10 protein-coding genes and 1 pseudogene are annotated in these 24,692 nt (G+C 58.9%); 9 read left to right on the top strand and 2 right to left on the bottom strand.

Annotated features, from left to right (window positions below; translation table 11 throughout):
- Positions 1 to 41: 41 nt before the first annotated feature.
- Positions 42 to 590: an RNA polymerase factor sigma-70 gene (locus ACXX83_RS04540; protein WP_007973443.1), complete on the bottom strand. Its 549-nt coding sequence runs from the start codon at positions 588 to 590 to the stop codon at positions 42 to 44.
- 382 nt (positions 591 to 972) lie between these two features.
- On the opposite strand from ACXX83_RS04540, the gene ACXX83_RS04545 reads away from it, so the two are divergent.
- Positions 973 to 13,971 (top strand): non-ribosomal peptide synthetase, encoded by a 12,999-nt coding sequence (locus tag ACXX83_RS04545; protein ID WP_458547651.1) that lies wholly within the window; start codon positions 973 to 975, stop codon positions 13,969 to 13,971.
- A gap of 422 nt (positions 13,972 to 14,393) precedes the next feature.
- Here the strand turns inward: ACXX83_RS04545 and ACXX83_RS04550 are convergent, their stop codons facing one another.
- Positions 14,394 to 14,738 carry a LuxR family transcriptional regulator gene (locus tag ACXX83_RS04550; RefSeq protein WP_217837578.1) on the bottom strand — a complete coding sequence of 115 codons (345 nt, stop codon included), beginning with the start codon at positions 14,736 to 14,738 and terminating at the stop codon, positions 14,394 to 14,396.
- 270 nt (positions 14,739 to 15,008) lie between these two features.
- On the opposite strand from ACXX83_RS04550, the gene ACXX83_RS04555 reads away from it, so the two are divergent.
- From ACXX83_RS04555 to ACXX83_RS04590, 8 genes and pseudogenes are all read left to right on the top strand, one after another.
- A complete protein-coding gene (locus ACXX83_RS04555; RefSeq protein WP_458547652.1) occupies positions 15,009 to 16,061 on the top strand; it encodes a fibronectin type III domain-containing protein in 1,053 nt (350 codons plus the stop codon).
- A 302-nt stretch (positions 16,062 to 16,363) separates the two neighbouring features.
- Positions 16,364 to 16,564, top strand: a pseudogene (locus ACXX83_RS04560) (group II intron reverse transcriptase/maturase); the annotation flags it as partial.
- Positions 16,565 to 16,930: 366 nt separating this feature from the next.
- Complete coding sequence (locus tag ACXX83_RS04565) at positions 16,931 to 17,425, top strand: CS1 type fimbrial major subunit (RefSeq protein WP_458547653.1); 495 nt, start codon at positions 16,931 to 16,933, stop codon at positions 17,423 to 17,425.
- Positions 17,426 to 17,529: 104 nt separating this feature from the next.
- Positions 17,530 to 20,052 carry a TcfC E-set like domain-containing protein gene (locus ACXX83_RS04570; protein WP_458547654.1) on the top strand — a complete coding sequence of 841 codons (2,523 nt, stop codon included), beginning with the start codon at positions 17,530 to 17,532 and terminating at the stop codon, positions 20,050 to 20,052.
- Positions 20,053 to 20,102: 50 nt separating this feature from the next.
- Positions 20,103 to 21,326 carry a hypothetical protein gene (locus tag ACXX83_RS04575; protein ID WP_458547655.1) on the top strand — a complete coding sequence of 408 codons (1,224 nt, stop codon included), beginning with the start codon at positions 20,103 to 20,105 and terminating at the stop codon, positions 21,324 to 21,326.
- Positions 21,327 to 21,385: 59 nt separating this feature from the next.
- Positions 21,386 to 22,123, top strand: coding sequence for a molecular chaperone (locus ACXX83_RS04580; protein WP_458547656.1), 738 nt, complete (start codon positions 21,386 to 21,388; stop codon positions 22,121 to 22,123).
- Positions 22,124 to 22,393: 270 nt separating this feature from the next.
- Positions 22,394 to 23,206: an alpha/beta fold hydrolase gene (locus ACXX83_RS04585; RefSeq protein WP_458547657.1), complete on the top strand. Its 813-nt coding sequence runs from the start codon at positions 22,394 to 22,396 to the stop codon at positions 23,204 to 23,206.
- A 148-nt stretch (positions 23,207 to 23,354) separates the two neighbouring features.
- The gene (locus ACXX83_RS04590) at positions 23,355 to 24,629 is read left to right on the top strand and encodes a hypothetical protein (protein ID WP_458547658.1); all 1,275 of its coding nucleotides are present in this window, start codon (positions 23,355 to 23,357) and stop codon (positions 24,627 to 24,629) included.
- The last annotated feature ends 63 nt before the right edge of the window (positions 24,630 to 24,692 follow it).

Raw genomic sequence — 24,692 nt, forward strand, 5'->3', positions numbered from 1 at the left:
AGCGGGCTTGCTCGCGAAGGGAGCGACGCAGATTTCAGATCTTAGTGGCGAGCGGCTATATCGCCACGATTCCCCGACACCTTGCGGCAGTGCACCAGTGCATCGCGAATCATGAAGTTCACCAGGGTCGGCGAGACTCCGAGTTCCTTGGCGATGTCTTTTTGCGGTACGCCGTGCAGGCGATACATCTCGAAGGCGTAGCGGGTGCGGCTCGGCAACTCGGTCAACGCATCGGCAATGTGCTCCAGCGTCGAGAAATTGATGTGCGAAGTTTCCGGTGAGGCACCCTGGATCACCACATTCAGCCCTTCCTCTTCAGGACCGGAATACTTCTGCTCCAGCGCCTGCTTGCGGTAGTGGTCGATCGCCAGGTTACGCACGATCTGGAACAGGTAGCTGAGCTGGGCCTTGATCGAACTGGTGATGGGCGGGGCCGATTGCAACCGGAAGAACGCGTCCTGCACAACATCTTCGGCACGTGAGCGGCAACCGGTAATACGGGCTGCAATCTTCACCAGAATCAGTCGATTATCGACGAATGCCTGAAGTAGCGGTGTATCGCACCTGCTTGTGGATACTGGTTCCATCATGGAAATCACCTTGCTGCCAAAAGGTTAGTGGGACGGGGATAAACCGGGGGGCCGTCCTGCACAATCGAGCGACAAATTAGGCTTAATGATAATGATTGTCAAATGAGAAAAAGAATTACTGCGCACCAAGGGTGCAGAGTGCGAACTGCGACACGTTGTCTCACTTCAGTCCGCTTTGCGTTCCAGCCTGGCGACTAATTATTTCCAGACGTCATCCGTTCTCATTGGTGAATTGCACAGCGCAACCCTCATCACCCCGTAGGAGCGAGCTCGCTCGCGATGGTCGTCAACGATGACGATGGGCGCCTGACACCCCGCGGTGTTCTCCGGATTTTCGCGAGCAGGCTCGCTCCTACCAAGCCGAAATCAGGCAGGAAACCTCATGACCGACGCGTTCGAACTCCCCAGCACAATGGTCCAAGCCCTTCAGCGCCGCGCGGCCCTGACGCCGGATCGGGTGGCCCTGCGTTTTCTTGCCGAGACCCCGGAACAGGCTGTGGTGCTCAGTTATCGCGAGCTGGATCAGCGGGCGCGGACGATTGCCGGCGCCTTGCAGGCCCAAGCGGATTTTGGCGACCGCGCCGTGTTGTTGTTCCCCAGCGGCCCGGATTACGTCGCGGCGTTCTTCGGTTGCCTGTACGCCGGGGTGATCGCGGTCCCGGCCTACCCGCCGGAATCGACGCGCCGTCATCACCAGGAACGCCTGCTGTCGATCATCAGCGATGCCCAACCGCGCCTGCTGCTGACCAGCGCCGGGCTGCGCGATGCATTGCAGCAAATCGAAGGGGCGCCGCCGTTGCTGTGTGTCGACACCCTCGACGTTGCGCTGGCCGAACGCTGGGTCGCGGCGGATTTGCAGGACGATCACATCGCCTTCCTGCAATACACCTCCGGCTCCACCGCGCTGCCCAAGGGCGTGCAAGTCAGCCACGGCAATCTGGTGGCCAACGAATTGCTGATTCGTCACGGCTTCGGCATCGACCTCAACCCCGACGACGTGATCGTCAGCTGGCTGCCGCTGTACCACGACATGGGCCTGATCGGCGGTTTGCTGCAGCCGATTTTCAGCGGCGTGCCTTGCGTGTTGATGTCGCCGGCGTACTTCCTCGGCCGGCCGTTGCGCTGGCTGGAAGCGATCAGCGAATACGGCGGCACCATCAGCGGCGGGCCGGATTTTGCTTATCGCCTGTGCAGCGAGCGGGTCAGCGAATCGGCTCTGGAACGGCTGGACCTGAGTGGCTGGCGCGTGGCGTATTCCGGTTCCGAACCGATTCGCCTCGACACCCTGGAACGCTTCGCCGAGAAGTTCGCGACCTGCGGTTTCACTGCGGACAGCTTCATGGCCTCTTACGGTCTGGCCGAAGCCACCTTGTTTGTGGCCGGCACAGCACGCGGCGAAGGCATCGGCAACCTGCGGGCGGACGATCAGGCCCTGGCGCAGAACCGGGTGGAAGCGGGCGAGGGCAGCCCGATCATGAGTTGTGGCATCAGTCAGCCGGCTCACGCCGTGCTGATCGTCGACCCGGTCTCGCTCAGCGAACAGGCCGACAACGCCGTCGGCGAAGTCTGGGCCAGCGGGCCGAGCATCGCCCTCGGTTATTGGCGCAACCCCGAGGCGTCAGCCAAGACGTTCGTCCGGCACGCCGGCCAGACCTGGCTGCGAACCGGTGACCTGGGTTTCCTGCGCAACGGCGAGCTGTTCATCACCGGCCGCCTGAAGGACATGCTGATCGTGCGCGGGCACAACCTGTACCCGCAGGACATCGAACAGACCGTCGAGCGCGAAGTGGAAGTGGTGCGCAAGGGCCGTGTTGCCGCCTTTGCCGTCACGGTCGATGGTCAGGAGGGCATCGGCATCGCCGCCGAAATCAGCCGCAGCGTGCAGAAAATCCTGCCGCCCGAGGCGCTGATCAAGGCCATTCGCCAGGCCGTCGCCGAGGCGTATCAGGAAGCACCGAGCGTGGTGGTGCTGCTCAATCCGGGTGCGCTGCCCAAAACGTCCAGCGGCAAACTGCAGCGCTCGGCGTGCCGCAGTCGACTGGCGGACGGCAGCCTCGACAGCTACGCGGTGTTCCCGTCGGCCAGCACCGCAAGTGCAAGCCGGGTCGAGTCGGGCTCTGAGCTGCAAAACCTGATCGGCCGTATCTGGTGCGAGCAATTGCAGGTCGGGCAGGTGGGCGCCGACGATCATTTCTTCCTGCTCGGCGGCAACTCCATTGCAGCGACGCAAGTGGTGGCGTGTCTGCGTGAAGCGCTGGGACTGGAGTTGAACCTGCGCCTGCTGTTCGAAGCCCCGACCCTCGGCGCATTCGCCGATGTCGTGGCCCGTCAGCAACAGGACGGTGGCCTGGCCCAGGGCGCAATCACAGCGCTGTCGCGCCAGCAACCGATGCCGCAATCGCTGGCACAAAATCGTCTGTGGATCACCTGGCAACTCGACCCCCACAGCAGCGCCTACAACATTCCGGGAGCCTTGCGCTTGCGTGGCGAGCTGGACGAGGACGCATTGCGCGCCAGTTTCCAGCAGTTGATCGAGCGCCACGAATCCTTGCGCACGCGCTTCTTCGAGCGTGATGGCGTGGCGTTGCAACAGGTCGTTGCGGGTGCTGAGTTCAACCTGCAAGTGATCGACATTAGCGACTTGCCGGCCGCCGAGCGTGAAGCCCGCGCACTGCAAATCCGTGAGGACGAGGCACGTACCCAGTTCGATCTGGAACAAGGCCCGCTGCTGTGGGTGACGCTGGTTCGCCTCGACGACGAAGACCATCAGCTGTTGGTGACGATGCACCACATCATCGCTGACGGCTGGTCGCTGAATGTGCTGATCGACGAGTTCTCGCGCCTGTATGCGGCGGCCTCTCAAGGCCAGCAAGCGCTGCTGGCGCCATTGCCGACGCAGTACGCCGATTACGCCAGCTGGCAGCGCCAATGGCTGGCGCAAGGGGAGGGCGAGCGGCAACTGGCCTACTGGAAAGCCCGTTTGGGCGATGAGCATCCGACCCTGAGCCTGGCCACCGATCATCCACGCTGCGCACAACAACTGCACAGCGCTTCCCGCCATACCGTGCGTCTGGGTGCGACCCTCAGTGATGCGATTCGCCAGACCGCCCAGGCCCACGAATCGACCTCCTTCATGCTGCTGCTCGCCGCGTTCCAGGCCTTGCTGCATCGCTACAGCGGTCAGCGTGACATCCGCATCGGCGTACCGAACGCCAACCGTCCGCGCCTGGAAACCCAGGGCCTGATCGGCTTTTTCATCAACACCCAGGTGCTGCGCGCCGAGGTGGATTCACGGCTGCCGTTCACTGAACTGCTTGGGCAAACCCGTCAGGCAGCGCTGGGTGCGCAAGCGCATCAGGACTTGCCGTTCGAGCAGTTGCTTGAAGCTTTTCCGCAGGCCCGTGAACAGGGTTTGTTCCAGGTCATGTTCAACCACCAGCAGCGCGACCTCAGTGCCTTGAAACGCCTGCCGGGGTTGCTGGCCGAAGAGCTGCCGTGGCACAGCCGGCAAGCCAAGTTCGACCTGCAATTGCACAGTGAAGAAGATCGCAACGGGCGCTTGAGCCTGTCCTTCGACTACGCCAGCGAGTTGTTCGATGCGGCGACCATCGAGCGCCTGTCCGAGCATTACGCCAACCTGTTGCGTGAAGTCTGCGAGCGTCCGCAAACGGCCCTCGGCGATCTGCAACTGCTTACTGAGCCTGAGCACAACCAGCAAGCAAACTGGTCCGTTGCACCCTGCACACCGGCCAGTCAATGGCTGCCGGAACTGCTTGACGAACAAGCCCGGCGGACCCCGCAGCGCACGGCGTTGCTGTGGGACGGCGGTCAGTTGGACTTCGCCGGACTTCACACTCAGGCCAACCGTCTGGCCCATTACCTGCGCGACAAGGGCGTCGGCCCGGACGTCTGCGTGGCCATTGCCTGCGAGCGTTCGCCGCAACTGCTGATTGGCCTGTTGGCGATCATCAAGGCCGGTGGTGCTTATGTACCGCTGGATCCGGACTACCCGGTCGAGCGCCTGTCCTACATGCTCAGCGACAGCGGTGTCGAACTGCTGCTGACGCAATCCTGCTTGCTCGATCGCCTGCCGGCCAGCCAGGGCGTCAGTGTGATCGCCATGGATACCTTGCACCTGGACAGCTGGCCAAGCCAGGCGCCGGGCCTGCATCTGCAGGGCGACAACCTCGCCTATGTGATTTACACCTCGGGATCGACCGGTCAACCAAAAGGCGTCGGCAACACCCACGCGGCGCTGGCCGAGCGCCTGCAATGGATGCAGCAAACCTATCAGTTGAACGAAACCGACGTGCTGATGCAAAAGGCGCCGATCAGTTTCGACGTGTCGGTGTGGGAGTGCTTCTGGCCGCTGATCACCGGCAGTCGCCTGTTGCTTGCCGGTCCCGGCGAACACCGCGATCCCCATCGCATCGCGCAGCTTGTGCAAGCGTACGGGGTGACCACGCTACACTTCGTGCCGCCGCTGCTTTCGTTGTTCATCGACGAACCGCTCAGCGCGCAATGTACGAGCCTGCGCCGCGTATTCTCCGGCGGTGAAGCCTTGCCAGCGGAGCTGCGCAACCGCGTGCTGGCGCAACTGCCGGCCGTACAGTTGCACAACCGTTACGGCCCGACCGAAACGGCAATCAACGTCACCCATTGGCAGTGCTCCAGCGCCGATGGCGAACGCTCGCCGATTGGCCGGCCACTGGGCAATGTGATCTGCCGCGTGCTCGACAGCGAGCTCAATCCGGTTCCGGCCGGTGTACCGGGTGAGTTGTGCATCAGTGGCAGCGGCCTGGCGCGTGGCTATCTGGGCCGTCCAGGCCTGACGGCTGAACGCTTTGTCGTCGACCCATTGGACGAGCACGGTGCGCGTCTGTACCGCACCGGTGATCGTGCACGCTGGGCTGGCGATGGCGTGATCGAGTATCTCGGTCGCCTCGATCAGCAGGTCAAGCTACGCGGTTTCCGCGTCGAGCCACAGGAAATCGAAGCCCGTCTGCTGGCGCAGGAGGGTGTCGCCCAAGCGGTGGTGCTGGTGCGCGAAACGGCGGCGGGTGGACAACTGGTCGGTTACTTCACCACCACCGACACTGCTGAGTCCGTCGATGCGCAAACGACTCGCCTGAAAGCGGCGCTGACGGCGCAACTGCCGGAATACATGGTCCCGACTCAGCTGATGCGGCTGGACCAAATGCCCCTCGGCCCGAGCGGCAAACTCGACCGTCGCGCCTTGCCGGAACCGCAGTGGCAGGTTCGCGAACACGTCGAGCCCGTGACCGAACTGGAGCAACAGATCGCCGGCATCTGGCGCGAAGTGCTGGGCCTGACGCCAGTCGGCCTGCGCGATGATTTCTTTGCCCTCGGCGGCCACTCGCTGCTGGCCACGCAAATCATCTCCCGTACCCGCCAGGCCTGTGACGTCGAGTTGCCGCTGCGGGCGCTGTTCGAACACAGCGAACTGGGTGCATTTGCCGAACAGGTCCGCTTGATCCAGGCCAGCGGCAGCACCAACAAACAGCCGCCGATTGAAACAGTCGACCGTCGCCAGGCGGTGCCGCTGTCCTATTCCCAGCAGCGTATGTGGTTCCTCTGGCAGATGGAACCGGACAGCCCGGCCTACAACGTCGGCGGCATGGTGCGGTTACGTGGCGTGCTGGATGTCGCGCGTTTCGAAGCGGCGCTGCAAGCCTTGATCATGCGCCATGAAACCCTGCGCACGACGTTCCCGAGCGTTGACGGCGTCGCTCGCCAACAGGTGCACATGGAGACCGGCGTGCGCATGGCGTGGAAGGATTTCACCGCGCTGGATGCCGAAGGCCGCGAGTGGCAGGTCCAGCAACTGGCCGACGACGAAGCGCACCAGCCGTTTGATCTGGAAACCGGACCGCTGCTACGTGCGTGCCTGGTCAAGACCGGCGAACAGGAACACTACTTCGTTCTGACCTTGCACCACATCGTCACCGAAGGTTGGGCGATGGACATCTTTGCCCGGGAACTCAGTGCGCTGTACGAAGCATTTGTCGACGACCGTGAGTCGCCGCTCGCGCCGTTGCCGGTGCAGTACCTGGATTACAGCGTGTGGCAACGTCAGTGGTTGGAATCCGGCGAGCGTCAGCGTCAGCTCGATTACTGGACCACGCAACTGGGCCATGAGCATCCGCTGCTGGAGTTGCCGGCTGACCGTCCGCGTCCGCCGGTACAAAGCCATCAGGGTGAGCTGTATCGCTTTGACCTGAGCGACGAGCTCGCGGCACGGGTCCGTGCCTTCAATGCACAGCACGGCCTGACCCTGTTCATGACCATGACCGCCGCACTGGCGACCCTGCTGTACCGCTATAGCGGCCAGACCGATCTGCGCATCGGCGCGCCCGTGGCCAACCGCATTCGTCCGGAAAGCGAAGGGCTGATCGGCGCATTCCTCAACACCCAGGTACTGCGCTGCCAGCTCGACGGACAGATGTCTGTCGGCGAGCTGTTCGAGCAGGTGCGCCACACGGTAATCGAAGGCCAGTCCCATCAGGACCTGCCGTTCGATCATCTGGTGGAGGCCTTGCAACCGCCGCGCAGTGCAGCCTACAACCCGTTGTTCCAGGTGATGTGCAACGTGCAGCGCTGGGAGTTCCAGCAAAGCCGCACCCTGGCCGGCATGACGGTCGAGTACCTGGCCAACGATGCCCGCGCGACCAAGTTCGACCTCAACCTGGAAGTCACCGACCTCGATCATCGACTGGGCTGCTGCCTGACCTACAGCACCGATCTGTTCGACGAACCGCGCATCGCCCGCATGGCCGGGCATTGGCGCAACCTGCTGGAGGCGCTGATTGCCGATCCGCAACAGCGCTTGAGCGAACTGCCGCTGCTGGCATCCGGCGAGCAACAGCTTCTGCTCGACAGCCTCGGCGTCGAGCCGGGCGAGCATCGGCTGGATCAGTGCATCCATCACCTGTTCGCCGAGCAAGCCCTGGTGCGCCAGGACGCACCGGCCCTGACCTTCGCCGGGCAGACCCTGAGCTACGCCGAACTCGATAGCCGCGCCAATCGCCTGGCCTGGATGCTGCGCGAGCGTGGCGTCGGACCGCAGGTTCGCGTGGGCCTGGCACTTGAGCGTTCGCTGGAAATGGTGGTCGGCCTGTTGGCGATCCTCAAGGCGGGCGGTGCCTATGTGCCGCTGGATCCGGAATACCCGCTGGACCGCTTGCACTACATGATCGAAGACAGCGGTATCGGTTTGCTGCTCAGCGATGCGGCGATGTTCAAGGCCCTGGGCGAGTTGCCGGCGACCGTCGGCCGCTGGTGTCTTGAAGAAGACGCCGCTGCGCTGGCCAATTTCCCGGCCACCGAGCTGCCGCCGATCAGTCTGGCGCAGCATCAGGCTTACCTGATCTACACCTCGGGCTCGACCGGCAAACCGAAAGGTGTTGTGGTGTCCCACAGTGAAATCGCCATGCATTGCCGCGCGGTGATCGAGCGTTTCGGCATGCGCCCCGACGACTGTGAGCTGCACTTCTATTCGATCAACTTCGACGCCGCCACCGAGCGTTTGCTGGTGCCGCTGCTCAGCGGCGCGCAGGTGGTGTTGCGCGCGCAAGGGCAGTGGGACGCGCAAGAAATCTGCGACCTGATCCGTCGTCATCAGATCAACGTACTCGGTTTCACACCGAGCTATGGCAGCCAGTTGGCGCAATGGTTGGCGACCCAGGACCAGACCCTGCCGGTGCGCATGATCATCACCGGCGGCGAAGCGCTGACCGGTGAGCACCTGGCCCGCATTCGTGCAGCGTTCAAACCGAGCCGGTTCTTCAACGCCTACGGCCCGACCGAGACCGTGGTCATGCCGCTGGCCAGCCTTGCGCCCGAAGTGCTGGAAGAGGGCGCCGGCAGCGTGCCGATCGGCAGTGTGATCGGCAACCGCGTGGCCTACATTCTCGACGCCGACCTGGCATTGGTGCCGCAAGGCGCGACGGGCGAGTTGTATGTCGGTGGCGCGGGTCTGGCCCAGGGTTATCACCAGCGCCCGGGCATGACGGCGGAGCGCTTTGTGGCCGATCCGTTTGCCGCCGATGGCGGGCGTATCTACCGCACCGGTGACCTGGTGCGCCAGGGTGCCGATGGCCTGGTGGAATACCTTGGACGCATCGACCATCAAGTGAAGATTCGCGGATTCCGCATCGAGCTCGGTGAAATCGAAACCCGCCTGCTGGACCATGATTCAGTCCGTGAGGCGGTTGTGCTGGCGCTTGACGCACCGAGCGGCAAGCAACTGGTCGGCTACCTGGTGACGGATGTCGCCGAACAGGACGAAGCGCAGCAATCGATGTTGCGCGAAGCCCTCAAGGCGCATCTGAAATCGCAACTGCCGGATTACATGGTGCCCACGCACCTGATCCTGCTGGCGAGCATGCCGTTGACCGGCAACGGCAAACTCGACCGCCGTGCGCTCCCGGCACCGGACCCGGAGCTGAATCGCCAACACTACGTAGCGCCGGGCAACGAGCTCGAAGCCACGCTGGCGCAGATCTGGTGCGACGTGCTGAACGTCGAGCAAGTCGGTCTCAACGACAATTTCTTCGAACTGGGCGGCGACTCGATCCTGTCGATCCAGGTGGTCAGCCGGGCGCGACAGCAGGGTATTCACTTCAGCCCTCGCGACCTGTTCCAGCACCAGACCGTGCAGACCCTCGCCGCCGTGGCCACCCGCAGCGATCAGGTCAAAGCCGAGCAGGGCTTGATCATGGGCGAGTCGCGCCTGACACCGATCCAGCACTGGTTCTTCGACACCGATATCGCGCAACGCCAACACTGGAACCAGGCGCTGTTGTTGCAACCGACGGTGGTGCTGGAATCTCATCGCCTGGAGCAAGCGTTGCTGGCGGTGATCGAACAGCACGACGCCTTGCGCCTGCGCTTTGGCAAGGATGCCGGCCAGTGGCAGGCCTTGCACCAGCCGATTTCCGACGCGCCGGTGTTGTGGCAAGTGCGTGTTTCATCCATGGATAAATGCGCGGCCTTGTTCGCCGATGCCCAGCGCAGTCTCGACCTTGAACAGGGACCCTTGCTGCGCGTGTTGCTGGTCGATGGCCCTGAAGGCCAGCAACGCTTGTTTATCGTCATTCACCACCTGGTGGTGGACGGTGTGTCGTGGCGGGTGCTGCTCGATGACCTGCAAACCCTGTATCGCCAACTGGAAGCACGGCAGTCGGTGAAACTGCCGGCGAAAACCAGCGCCTTCAAGGACTGGGCCGCACGCTTGCAAGCCTACGCCGGCAGCGAGTCCCTGCGCGAAGAGCTGGGCTGGTGGCAGGCGCAACTGGCCGGGCCAAGTGCCGATTTGCCCTGCGATCACCCTGAAGGCGGGCGGCAAAACCGTCATGCACAAACCGTCAGCGTGCGTCTCGACAGCGAGCGTACACGGCAGTTGCTGCAACAGGCGCCAAGTGCCTATCGCACCCAGGTCAACGACTTGCTGCTGACCGCCTTGGCCCGCGTGCTGTGCCGCTGGAACGGTCAGTCATCGGCGCTGATCCAGCTGGAAGGCCACGGCCGCGAAGCGCTGTTCGACGACATCGACCTGACCCGCACTGTGGGCTGGTTCACCAGTGCCTATCCGTTGCGCCTGACGCCGTCGAACATCGAAGAAGCGGCGGGGCAGGGGGCCTCGATCAAGGCGATCAAGGAACAGCTGCGTGCCGTGCCGCACAAGGGCCTGGGTTATGGCGTGCTGCGTTACCTCGCCGATGAGCCAATTCGCCGCAGCATGGTGGCGTTGCCGCAGGCACCGATTACCTTCAACTACCTCGGCCAGTTCGACCAGAGCTTCGGCGCGGACGCGCTGTTCCATCCACTGGATGAAGCCGTCGGCGCGGCCCATGATGCCCATGCACCGTTGCCCAACGAGCTGAGTGTCGACAGTCAGGTGTATGGCGGTGAACTGGTATTGCGCTGGACGTTCAGCGCCGAACGCTTCGATCCGTCAACCATCGGCGAGTTGGCCGATGCCTACCTCGGTGAGCTGAGCAGTCTGATCGAGCATTGCCTGCGCGACGACGCCGGTGGCCTGACGCCGTCGGACTTCCCGCTGGCGCAGCTCAATCAGACGCAACTGGATGCGTTGCCGGTGCCGGCCGCCGCTATCGAAGACGTCTACCCGCTGACCCCGATGCAGGAAGGCATGCTGTTGCACACCTTGCTGGAGCCAGGCACCGGCCTGTACTACATGCAGGACCGCTACCGCATCAACAGCGAACTGGATCCGCAGCGTTTCGCCCAGGCCTGGCAAGCCGTAGTCGCCCGCCACGAAGCGTTGCGCGCGTCGTTCTGCTGGAACGTCGGCGCGGACATGCTGCAGGTGATCCATAAACCGGGCAGCACACCGATCGAGTACCTCGACTGGCGTGATATCGCCCAAGCCGAGCAAGAGCCGAAGCTGCAAACCTTGCTCAAGACCGAACGCGAGGCGGGTTTCGATCTGCTCAACCAGGCGCCGTTCCACTTGCGTCTGATCCGGGTCGGCGCGGCGCGCTACTGGTTCATGATGAGCAACCACCACATCCTCATCGATGCCTGGTGCAGGTCGCTGCTGATGAACGATTTCTTCGAGATCTACAGCGCCCTGGGCGAAGGCCGGGAAGCGCAGCTTGGGCCTGTGTCGCGTTATCGCGACTACATTGGCTGGCTGCAACGCCAGAGCCTGGACGAAGCGCGGCAATGGTGGAAAACCAACCTGCAGGGCTTTGAGCGGACCACGCCGATCCCGAGCGACCGGCCGTTCCTGCGTGAACATGCCGGCGACAGTGGCGGCATGATCGTCGGCGACCGCTACACCCGGCTCGATGCCCGGGGCGGTGCGCAATTGCGCGAACTGGCCCAGGCCCATCAGTTGACCATCAACACCTTCGCACAGGCGGCGTGGGCGCTGGTGCTGCGACGCTTGAGCGGTGATCGCGACGTGCTGTTCGGCGTCACCGTGGCCGGGCGTCCGGTGGAGATGCCGCAGATGCAGCGCACCGTCGGCCTGTTCATCAACAGCATCGCGCTGCGGGTGAAGATGCCCGAGGACGGTCAGCGATGCAGCGTGCGCCAGTGGCTCACCGGTCTGCTCGACAGCAACATGCAACTGCGTGAATACGAATACCTGCCGCTGGTGAACATCCAGGAGCAAAGCGAGCTGCCCAAAGGCCAGCCGCTGTTCGACAGCCTGTTCGTGTTCGAAAACGCCCCGGTGGAAGTCTCGGTGCTGGACCGTGCGCAGAGCCTCAATGCGACCTCGGATTCGGGCCGGACCCACACCAACTTCCCGCTGACGGCCGTGTGCTATCCGGGGGATGACCTGGGCTTGCACCTGTCCTACGACCAGCGCTACTTCGATGAAGCCACGGTCGAGCGCATGCTCGGCGAGTTCAAGCGTTTGCTGCTGGCGCTGGTGGAAGGTTTCCATGGCGACATGGCCGACCTGCCGTTGCTGGGGGCCGAGGAGCAGGACTTCCTCCTCCATGGCTGCAACCAGAGCGAACACGAATATCCACTGCAGCAGAGCTACGTTTCATTGTTTGAAACGCAGGTCGCCCGCCACCCGCAGCGGATTGCCGCCAGCTGTCTTGACCGCCAGTACAGTTATCTGGAGCTGAACCAGCGCAGTAACCGTCTCGGTCATGCATTGATCGCCGCCGGTGTCGGGCGCGATCAACCGGTGGCATTGCTGGCCGAACGCAGCCTCGATCTGCTGGGCATGATCATCGGCAGCTTCAAGGCCGGCGCGGGTTACCTGCCGCTGGACCCGGGCCTGCCGAGCCAGCGTCTGAGCCGGATCATCGAACTGAGCCGAACGCCACTGCTGGTGTGCACGCAAGCGTGCCGTGAACAGGCGCAGGCCTTGCTTGACGAGTTCGGCTGCGCCGGCCGGCCACGGCTGCTGGTCTGGGAGGAGGTCCAGGCCCTTGCGCTGTCGGCGGACAATCCCGGCATCTACAGCAGTGCGGACAACCTGGCCTATGTGATCTACACCTCCGGATCCACCGGTTTGCCCAAAGGCGTGATGGTCGAGCAGCGCGGCATGCTCAATAACCAATTGAGCAAAGTGCCGTACCTGGACCTGAGCGACGCCGACGTGATCGCCCAGACCGCCTCGCAAAGCTTCGACATTTCCGTGTGGCAGTTCCTCGCCGCGCCGCTGTTCGGTGCACGGGTGGACATCGTGCCGAACACCATCGCCCACGATCCGCAGGGTTTGCTGGCGCATGTTGCGGCCCAGGGCATCACCGTGCTGGAAAGCGTGCCATCGCTGATCCAGGGCATGCTCGCCCAGGAGCGCATGAGCCTCGACGGCCTGCGCTGGATGCTGCCGACCGGTGAGGCAATGCCGCCGGAACTGGCGCATCAATGGTTGCTGCGTTATCCGCAGATCGGCTTGGTGAATGCCTACGGTCCGGCGGAGTGCTCGGACGACGTGGCGTTCTTCCGCGTCGAACTGGCCTCGACTCGCGGTAGCTATTTGCCGATCGGTACGCCGACCGACAATAACCTGTTGTATGTGCTCGATGGCGCACTGGAACTGGTGCCGCTGGGTGCCGTGGGTGAACTGTGCGTCGCCGGCACCGGGGTCGGGCGCGGTTATGTCAGCGACCCGCTGCGCACGGCTCCGGTGTTTGTGCCGAACCCGTTCGGCGCGCCCGGCGAGCGCCTGTATCGCACCGGCGACCTGGCGCGCCGCCGCAGTGACGGCGTGTTGGAGTACGTGGGGCGCATCGACCATCAGGTGAAGATTCGCGGCTACCGCATCGAGCTGGGTGAAATCGAGGCTCGCCTGCATGAACAACCGGAAGTCCGCGATGCGGCGGTGGGTGTGCAGGAAGGGGCTAACGGCAAGCATCTGGTGGGCTATCTGGTCGCGGCGCAGGTGGCGTCGAGTCCGGCCGAGGGATTGGAGCGGATCAAGCAACGCCTGCGCGCCGAACTGCCGGAATACATGGTGCCGCTGCACTGGCTGTGGCTGGACAAGCTGCCGCTCAACGCCAACGGCAAACTGGACCGAAAGGCCCTGCCGGCGCTGGAGATCGGCCAGATGCAGAGCCAGGATTACCAGGCGCCGCGCAATGACCTGGAGCAGACCCTGGCGGAAATCTGGGCTGAAGTGTTGAAGGTCGAGAAGGTCGGCGTTCGCGACAACTTCTTCGAACTGGGCGGGCATTCGCTGCTGGCCACGCAGATCGCCTCACGGGTGCAGAAAATCCTGCAACGGGATGTGCCGCTGCGGGCGATGTTCGAGTGCAGCACGGTGGAGGAGTTGGCGACGTACATCGACGGATTGGCGGTAAGCGAGATCACCGAGGAGAAGGTGGATCGCTTGAATGATCTGATGGCGGAGCTGGAGGGGTTGTAAATCTCCAGCGGCTGTACCGGCCTCATCGCGGGCAAGCCCGCTCCCACAGGTTCGGTGGTGTACTTATGATGTATGAACACCTGAACCCCTGTGGGAGCAACTGTCTTCCCCATACCGCTCGTCACCGCCATTCGGTGCCGTCCCGCAAGATGGCAGGATCTGCATGCAGGCGTTGGCGCAACTGTATCGTGTGATAGCAGAGGCTGGGCATATTTCCAATCTGGAAAATTCAGGGTTCGCCACCAGCTGCGTTGCTGGAGTTCCTGGCTGCGAGAGCCTGGTCAAACCTGTAGAAATCCCTGCAATGGAATATGCCACTGCGGGCGATGTTCGAGTTCAACCCGGTGGAGGAACTGGCTGGGGTCACCACGGGTTTGTGGCGAACCGGACTCTAGCGAGTCAATCCTGTGCACGTTGGCGCGTTACAAACTTTTCGACGCTAATCGGGTTATCTGCACAACCGTTGGATGAAGTTCTGTCTCTCCCTCCAAATGGATCAATCCCATTTCCAGTGCTTTGATCAACGCCAGCCAGCGCGAGCTGACGCGGAATTTTCGACGAATATTGCAGAAGTGATAATTCACTCCCGCCTCAGAGCAATTGAGGATCCGTCCGATCTCCCAGGACGATTTGCCAATGGCACACCACTTCAGGATTTCCTGTTCTTTGGCAGAGAGAATCGGGGGGATATGAGGTGTATCCACATAGCTGTGGGGCTTGGCGCGCAGCGTACTGGTTTGGAACTGGATTGAGCTCGCAGTGTGCATGGCTGGTCTCCCGGGGTAGGGGCGCCTCAGATGGCGGTGAGTAACTCCAGGACTCCGTTATAGCGCGATTCAGCGTCGTTGGAACCTGTAAGAAATAACAGGTCGGTGGGCTGTATTCTCAGGATGGTTGCGAGTGTAAATGAATAGGGTGAATTTGCACTAACAGAGTTGATAGTATTTTTTTTGTACTTTTCATGTTGGACTGTATGCGTGCTTAGTCATGTTTAAGTTAAGCGCTTGCGTTGTCTAATTTGTTGAGTGAGGTGAAATATGGATGGTCGTGATAATAATGTTGTCAGTGATGGGCAGATTCCGTTGTCTGTAGGCAGGGTGACGATTAATTCTGTTGAGCTAAGTTGGCCTTCAAGTAGTGAGTTTAATTTATACTCGGTTGAGTCTGGAGGGGCGTCGGCTCATACGGGGACTGATAATAAGGTTGTCATTACTGGATTGAATCCAAATACTAAATATTATTTCGCTGTTCGTGGGCGAAGAGCAAATATGGGGTGGACTCCCGTTTATACAACGACTTTGGTTGAAACTGTGAGTGCGGAATTTCCCATTTGGGCTACTGAGCTTTCCAGGACTAGTGTTGTATTCAATTGGAGTAACAGTGGGTTTGGAGTTCATACGCAGGTGGATGATGGTCCTATTCGTTATTTTTCTCCTGGAACAACTAGGCAGTCGGTTAGTAATCTGCGGCCAGGGCAGTTAGTCAGGTTTAAGGCCAGGCTCGAAGGTTCAGAGCTATGGAATGAATTCGTTGTGCGCACCTTAAGGAATAAGCCAACCCCACCTACGTTTTTTGAGGCATTTGATAAAGGTCCCAGCCAAGTTTCTTTATTTTGGAATGATGGTACAGTTGACGGTGGTGCACTTAAGTACAAATTAACCCGTGATGGCGAATCTGTAGAGAGGCCTGTGCGCCCCTATACGGATACCAGTCCAATGCAAGGGCGGGATCATGTATACTGTCTTTATACCGTTGATGATCAATTCCATGAATCGGATCCGATCTGTATTACGGTGAAATTCGAAGACTTTACCGCACCCACAGCCCCTTCGGATTTGCGTACCAGCAACCTTGGTCTGATATTGAGTTGGGCTGCGTCATATGACAGTTCCGGTGACGTTGAATATCTAGTCGATGAGGGTGGCGGCGATCCGGGGAGGACAAAGGAAACAGAGTTTGCTTTTACCGACCTGGAATTGGGGAAACGGTATGAGTTTGGCGTGACGGCTATAGATAAGGCTGGTCATCTTTCGGAACGAGCCATTATCCATTATCCCGCACTCGGTGTTCCTGTGAAGGGCAAACCGTAACGCTCCGATGTTGGTGGCTCCATGTGTTTAACCAAATCCCGATGCCTGTGCATCGGGATTTTTTTGTGGGGCGCCAGGCATGGCGCGCAAGCGCAACCAGCTTGGCTGTGGTGGCCTCGCTGGTGACTTGGAGGTGAAAGTCCTCTACACAACCGGCAAGAGGAAGTGTTAACCAGAGGAAAGGGTGTCCTGCTCGTTTGCCACTGTGCTAGCGAGCGTCGAGAGCGCCGGGATGAACGAGCAGAAGTCAGTCGAAGCCGTTGTAGCCACTGGAACTGAGGTGATGAAGGGCCGAACAGGTTATGCCGTCAGTAGGCGTTAGAGTCTCGTCGAATGTCGAAAAGCAGAAATCTCTCCACAAGAGGGCTGCCACCCCAAGTCACGGACGGAATCCGGTGCTTGCGGTTGGTGGTGCGAAGACATCGGCGGCGTCAGTGACGTGGACGAACGCGGAGCCGGACACGCTGATGGAGCGGGTACTTGCCAGCAACAAGGGCGCACCGGTTGATTTACACATAAAAGACCTCTTTCAGCCCCGGTACATCCCCGGGATCTACCGCCCTGTCTCCTCGCTGAACACTTCCCGACATCCCTGAAGAGCTTCAAAACACTCTCCGACAACACTTGCGCAACGGGCCAGCGGCACTCGGGCCTCTTTCATTATTCGCACGCGAAGGTTTTTCAAGTGCAGGGATTTATCCTACAGGATGTTCGGACAGATCTTGCATACCGATCCTACGGAAAACGAGAAGATGCGCGCCGTTGAAACCCAACACCATATTTACTGGTGTTGATCAATAACCCGGTGCCTGACTTTTGTCGCTTGGCCGAAGCACGCACTATCAATTAGATGTTTAAAGGTAATTCCAATGTTCAAGAAAATTTCAATTTCTGCCCCGGTGCTTGCTTTGGCTTTTGTTTCCTCGGCTGCCATGGCTGTTCCACAAACTCACACCATTGAAGTCTACGCTGATATTCCGAGCACCGACTTCTATGTGCAGCCATCCAACCTCGATACTGTACAAAAGCCTCAGCAATTGGCCTGGGATAAGGACAATTCCGAGCTGAAAGGCATCAGCCGTAACTTCAAGGCGAAAAGCAACGTTTCCACTGGCACAGCCCCTGCCATCAAGGCAACTCTGATGGACCCAGCGTTCATCACCTCTGGCGCAGATGATATTCAGTTGGCCGTCAAGTTCAATAACATTGCTTTGACTGTTGGTAGTGAAACAGAAGTTTTCGCTGCTGATGCTGCGAAAACTGAAGTCATCGCCCCCCTGAGCATTGAGCCAATCGCACCTGCCGCCGGTTACAAGGAAGGTAACTACACCGGATTCGTTCGTGTGATGTTCGACGCGCCTTGATAATTGTTGGATAAGTTCCAGCTAACAGTAAGTCCTTTATGTGGCCGACGCAGTCGGCCGCATTCTTTCTTGCACGTGCAAGCGCTAACTTGAGATATTGATCAATGTTTCCGATGACTCCTATCGCAGGAGCGCTTGCGCTTATTTTTTGCGCAGGCGCGCTTGCCAGTGAAAGCCAGCCTGCGAACAGGTCTATAAGTTTGCTCCAGCAGGCTGAAGGTTTGCCTGCAGAGTTTCATGAATTCTTTTTTGATGTTCCATTGGCTGTTCGAGTTGAAGTCGACCGACAGTTCCTGGGCGAAGCCATGATCCTGTTGACCCGCGATGAGCGAGTGACGCTGATCAACTTTACGGATACACGCAACAGTGACCTTGCTTCGAGCGAGCGTGATGAGTGGGCCGCTTTCCTGACGCAGGGTGTGGCCTTGGGTGCCTGTAAAAGTGGCTGTCCTCGGCAATTGCAGTCGGTTTACTACAGTCTGGAAGACTCGATGGTGTCGTTGGTGACGGAGAACGCCGAGCGCGATCCGCAAACCCGACAGTTTCATGATCAGCCTGAAGGCGGCAGCCACGGTATGATTGTGCGCAATCAACTGAACATCAGCGGCGGTCAGCAGCAGAATATCGCCGGCCGTTATGGCCTGGAGGCAACTGCGAGCCTGGGCAACTGGACGAACACGTTCAATGCTCAACTGTCGCGCATGTCAGGAACCGATACGGGCATCAAGCATGCTGTCCATGAGTTGCATACCCAGCGGGAACTGGAGGGCAACTTCATTCGTGCCGGGTATTTCACGCCCAGTGCCCAAGGTCTGACTCGGTCTGTGCGCACCATCGGGCAAGGTCCCGACACGGTAATGGGCCTGATGTACGGCAGTTCCGACAGTCTGGCGATCGACAACGCCAACCCCAGTCTCTATCCCATTACGGTGACCGCCAACCGCCAGGCGATGGTGGAAGTCTATCGCAACGGTTTGCTGATCAACAGTCAGCAGGTGGCAAGCGGTCTGCAGGCGCTCGATACACGTCCGCTGCCCGGCGGGATCTACGAAGTGGAAGTACGAGTGGTCGAAGACGGTCAAGTGATTACCACCACTTCGGAGCTCATTTACAAGCCCACTAACTGGCGCAACCCGGAAAATCGCTGGCGCTACAACCTGTTCGCCGGTCGCGAGAGCAAACTGCTCAGCAATTGGCAGGAGCGCGATGACGGTGAACTGACGGCAGGCGCGGCCTTTAACTTCTTGCTGCATCCGCGAGTTGTCCTGGGGCTTTCCGCCCGTCAGGTCAAGGAGCAGATGCAGTTGGGCACCTCTGCCGACTGGACGGTGGGCGAGAAAACGTCCCTTTACACCAGCCTTTCCCAGACCAAGGGCGAAGGCACGGGGATGGAGGTGCAAGGTGTGCATCGCTACAACGGCGGCAGTCTGGTGTTGCGCCATCAGCGCAGCTGGCTGGACACCCGTAATACTTACGAAGTGCTGCCGGACGGGACACACATCCGTCAACGCAACACCTACAACGGACAAACCAGCAATACATCGCTGTCGGTGAATCAGCGCTTGAACAGCAAAAGTTCGGTTAGTGCGCAGGTCTCCCAAAGTCAGGGTTATTCCGAAGGCGTGGGCATCGATCTGAGCTGGACCCGCAACGCACAGTTGTTCGGCAACCGCGCCGACTGGCGCGTGGCGGTGTTCGATCGACCAGGCACGGTTGGCACTGCCGACCAGCGAAACCGCGGGATCGATATCAGCCTGCGCATGGCGCTGGGTTCCGACGGTCACCAGGTGAGCGGTAGCGTCGGTCAACGTACATCGCGTGACGGTGGACGCGATCCCAACGCGTCCGTCACCTATCGTCGCGACCTCAAGGATCACGTCCTGCAAAGTGTTTCTGCAACCGTCAGCAAGGATGTGTACGGGACAGGTCAGGCGGGCACGGCTGATTTCAAGACTGACCAGGTCAGCGGTTCGATGCATGCGCAACGCTCCTCCTACAACGGTCAGATCAGCGGCGGTTTGAATCTGGACAGCACTTTGGCGGTCAGTGGTAAAAAACTCGTATTGAGTAGCCAGGCCTCGACCGGAGAGGCGGGAATGATCGTCGATGTCGAGAGCGATCTCGATGATATCGAGCTGCGGGCCGATGACTTCGCTGGTACCCACGCCACATTGCGGCCGGGGCGCAATTTCATTCCCGTTTCGGCGTACAAGAACGGCACGGTGAATTTTGATTTCAAGGGCACCGATGTGCCCGCGGCGGCAATCCAGCCTGCGCGCACCACCTATCACTTGAACAAGGGAGGGGTGGATTATCGTCAGGTGCGCATTCTGAAGACCGTGACCGTGATGGGGCGCCTGTTGGATGCCGGTGGAAAACCGTTGAAAGGCCATCACGTCATCAACCATGCCAGTCGTGGTGTCAGCGAAGTCGATGGGTTCTTTTCCATGGAACTTAGCGAGAATTCTCCTACACTCGAAGTGCGGCACGACAGTCAGTTGTTATGCCAGTTCAGGCTCGATCCAGCCTCCCAGCGTCGAGAGAATGATGTGCTGATGGTAGGGGATCTGCGGTGTCATCCGGACACCTTGGCCGAAGCTGCTTATAAGTCTGAGAAGGCCAGTTGATGGGCACTTATACAAAAGCAGTCAGAACATGGCGTACACAGGACAGTCAAATGAACAAGTTACTCAACCGTCTGGTGCTGGGATCGGCACTTTTCGGGTTTGCAAGTTTAGCCAATGCCGCTGTATTGGAGGTGCAAGCCGAGATCAAGCCGGATCCGCTTAATCCGGGAAGCGCGGAGATTATCAATAACACACCTGCTAGCGGGTTCTGTACGGAGTATCCGAATACATGTAACACCCGAAAAATTCGAAGCGACAGCTTTAACATCAGTTTCCAGTCGTCAGGGAGCATTCCCGTCGGACAGGTGATCCCATTTGGTATCCCGGCGACATGGCGCACATTTACTGTTGCACATTCGAGTATTCCTGGCGCAACGGCGGACATTCAAATTCGCATTGCCGGAGTGGGAACCCGTTATCGCTTGAGTAAAACAGCGCAAGAGATAATCGGCCATCCGGGGGGCGAGACTGATTTTGGGTATCATGCCATTCTCTGGGCTCCCTCATGGGCTCAGGCAATTCCTCCTTGTCAATCAGTAAACGGAACTGGCCAAGGTGCGTGGGGTAATGGCACAGATTTTAGCGCGTTCTGGTTGACACCTGAGAACGTTACTACTTGCCCAAGATATTCTCGAGACTATGAAATTCCCGGCATGTCCTTGCAAAGGCTCGATGTACATTATGAGTTGCGGGCTGTTCGACCGGAGCAACTGATAAGTGGTAACTATGAGGGTTCGTATACCTATTCCATAGGTAGCGACTTTGACATGGGCGGACTGACTGCCAGTGACCCTTCAATGACATTCAATTTGAACCTGGCGGTAAAGCAGGACGTCAACGTCAAAATGTCCGCCGACAGTGTTGCCCTGGCACCCAAGGGCGGCTGGATGGAGTGGATCACCCATGGAAGACGCCCCGAGAAAATACTGGGTGACTTGCGGTTTTTTATCTTGACTTCTTCGCCGTTTAAAATGGACCTCAGCTGCAGTCAACCGGGAGTTGGAACCTGTCTGATAAACAACGGTACCCACGAAGTACCTGTCGATATCAGTGTCAGCCTGCCAAGTCCTTGGGTTGACGATGCAGACCAGCCGGTTGCACGGCGTCCACTGAAGATAGGTGGTGCCGGCCTGGAGCATCTGAAGCCAGCAGGTTTGCCCACTCGACAACCCAGCCTGCTGCATTTTGAAGTGCAGCAAGATTCAGTTGCAACAATGCACGACGATAGCAGTTATCGAGGAACCGTTAATATAACTTTTGATTCCGATATCTAATCGCAGTAGCAAAGTCTGAGGCTTACTCAGACTGTTGTCCCAGTACGAGGCTATATCTCATGAAATCCATTTATATGTTGTTGTGCACGTTTTTCTTCAGTCTGTGCGCGCACGCCGGCCCCAGCCTGCAAATTGGTAGCTTCTATGACTTTATGAAGGGCGATCAAAGTACCTATCTGAAACGTATTCATAATGGTGGTACTTCAACGGCCTTCGTCAAGATCGAGATCAAGGAGATTTTTTATCAGCAGAATGGAAACTCCCGCGAAGAGCCCTTGAAGAGTGTCGATGGCAGTACCCGTGACGGTCTGGTCGCCAGCCCGGCCAGGCTTATCGTTCCGGCCAAAGGAACTCAGGGTACTCGCCTGCTGTATACCGGCGATCGGAGTAAAGAGCGCTATTTTCGCGTTCGTTTTTTACCCGTTGTTCCCGAAAAAGAAGACAAGTTCGCCGTCTCGGACACTGAGCGTGAAACGTATGAAAAGGAAATTTCTGCCGGTTTCAACGTAATGGCCGGTTATGGCATGGTGTTCTTTGTTCGACCGAGCAATACCCGTTTTGATACCAAAATCGATAACACTACCAATGGTTATCAAGTGAAAAACAATGGCAATAGTGTAGTTGTCATCGATTCCTTCAAGGATTGTTCGGCCAAGAACGAAGATGATTGCCAGCCGACCAGAAAAGTCCACTTGATTCCAGGTCATGATTTCGCGTTCGACAAACAAGCGGGTCGAGTCTATCGCTACAACCTGATCGAGGACGAAAAGAAGACACCTGTGCAAGTGAAGGGATAGTTCGGTTTGCGTGGCCACTGTCATTTTGACTATGGCCACGCTTGCTTTCGGGGGCTGATTTCCCATTCATGTGGCATCAGTCATTTTGACCCGAAAATATTCGACAACTTGTCCGGCGACACTGCAACTCGCCCTTGCCGGCGGTTTGGTGATCCTGGCTCGCAAGCTCGCTCGCGAAGGCGGGGGCACAAACGCACACACTCCAGCGATTGACGAGGGACCGTCAGCCACTCAGTCTTTCGGCTCCATTTTTACTCGCGGAGACAGTCGATGCCCTACGTAACCATAGATGGACAACCCCTTCACTACATCGATCAAGGCAGCGGCCCGACGGTACTGCTGGCCGGTAGTTACCTGTGGGACCAGGCCATGTGGGCACCGCAGATCGCCGCGCTGTCGCAACAGTATCGTGTGATAGCCCTGGACCTATGGGGACACGGCCAATCCGGGCCATTGCCTGTCGGTACGACGTCGCTGGATGACCTTGCGCGTCAGGCTCTGGTCTTGCTCGATCATCTGGACATCGAGCGGGTCACCCTGGTCGGCCTGTCGGTCGGCGGCATGTGGGGCGTGCGCCTGGCGTTGTCGGCAGCGCACCGGCTCAATGGCCTGGTGTTGATGGACACCTACCTCGGCGTCGAACCGGAACCGACTCGCCAGTATTACTTTTCACTGTTGAAGCAGATCGAAGAGGCGGGTGTCATCACTCCAGCGCTGCTGGATATCGTGGTGCCGATTTTCTTCCGGCCGGGCATTGATCCACAGTCGGCGCTCTACCGGGATTTTCGTGTTTCCCTGGCGGCTCTACCCTCGGATCGCCTGCGTGAAAGCATCGTGCCAATGGGGCGGATTACATTTGGGCGGGATGACCAGCTATTGCGTCTGGGCGAACTGGACGCAGCGACCACATTGGTGATGTGCGGCGATCAGGACAAGCCTCGGCCACCGAGTGAAGCCCGTCAAATGGCCGAGTTGATTGGTTGCCCGTGTGTGCTGGTGCCAGAGGCTGGGCATATTTCCAATCTGGAAAATTCAGGTTTCGTCACCGCTGCTCTGCTGCAATTCCTGACAGCGAGAACTTAGTGTCTTTGGTCGAGTCATTTCTTTTTAGTCTAATGAACTGTCATTTCTTACAGTTGCTGCATCTTCCATTCAGATGTTTAGTTTATCGCGGCCCTTGAACTTCCTGTTCAGGTCTGACGGTTTTAGTCACTGTCTGGGAGGGCAAATCATGTCTAAACAAAAAAAACCAGGTAACGGCACCAATAGATTGCCGATTGCAATCATAAAGCATGCGCAAGGCAACCGCGTATTGGACCCCATGGATGCCATTGAAGGCTCAGTTGCGACCATCACTTTTGAGGGGATGGAAGAAACGACAATCACGCTGAATTGGGAAATCAAAGGCCAGGATGAGCCCAGGTTCCTGCCCATTAAAAAAAAGGGCAGTGTCAGCGGAACTGTCGAGATCGATATTCCCTGGCAACGGATAGGGACCTGTATTGGGCACACCGTATTGATCTGGTACACGGCTAAAGTAGGCAGCCAGCACAGGTCATCAGAGATCCTGGAGTTGGGCATACAGGGTCTCAAGAAAGAGGACCTCAAGAGTTCACTGCCTGTCTTTGTTCACGCCGCAATTTCCGAATTCCATTGGCAATTGAAAATGGACGACTTCATTGGCGATGAAACGGTCGGGGTGAAGGCGTGGCCTTTTATCCAGGCGGAGCAGCGATTGTTTGTCTACGTTACTGGTCAGGCGTCCGAGTCTTCGGAGGTACTCACTTGGTTGGCCTATGATCATGTCGTCACCGAGGCGGAAGCCCATGACAGGTATTTGTTTGAATTCACACTTTCCCGAAACTGGATGGCGGCATTGAACGACCGATCACAGTTGTCCGCCCAATGTGGGGTCATCTTTGACGGATCCGATCCAGAGCTTGCAAACCCGGCCCCGATCGCAACTTCATTGCCAGAAAACGCTCATGAATTTAAGCCTGGGACCTCGGTAATGCTGAGGGTGGACCCGGAGCGAAGCGAGTCAGATAACTTTGATTCATACCCCACCAAAGAGTTTCAGCTGCCAGGTAGAGTTATCGACACTCGTCTCCTGACACTTCAAGCCGCCGGTGATTCAGCTGCGCGCATAGGACTTCATCTCGTCAGAACAGAGGGCGAGCAGGAGCCAGGTATGGTGGAGGGTAAGTCACTGGCTGTGGTTTGTGGTGGTGCGACGGGGGCACCTCAATCCGCATTCATACGTTTGAAGTGGAAGTGCACACGAGTCAAGTTCGCTAGCTCAAGCGCTGGTGTTAACAGTGTCAGGTTCACCTTCTTTGATGAGCACGATAAGACGCTCGGGGAGCGCGAAGTTTCCTCCCCTGAGTGGGTCGATTTCCGAGCGGAGAATGGCGATTTCATTACTCGAATTAATATTCGTAGTACCACGCACAGTTCTATTGATTCTTTGACAATTTGGCACCTTGGGGTGCCCAACACGATTTAACAGGGGTGTATGGATGAGTGCTGAGTGCGCCTGCTTTTCCGGGGGGCACTCACTTGTTTCTAT

It is taken from the genome of Pseudomonas sp. GNP012, assembly GCF_054343835.1.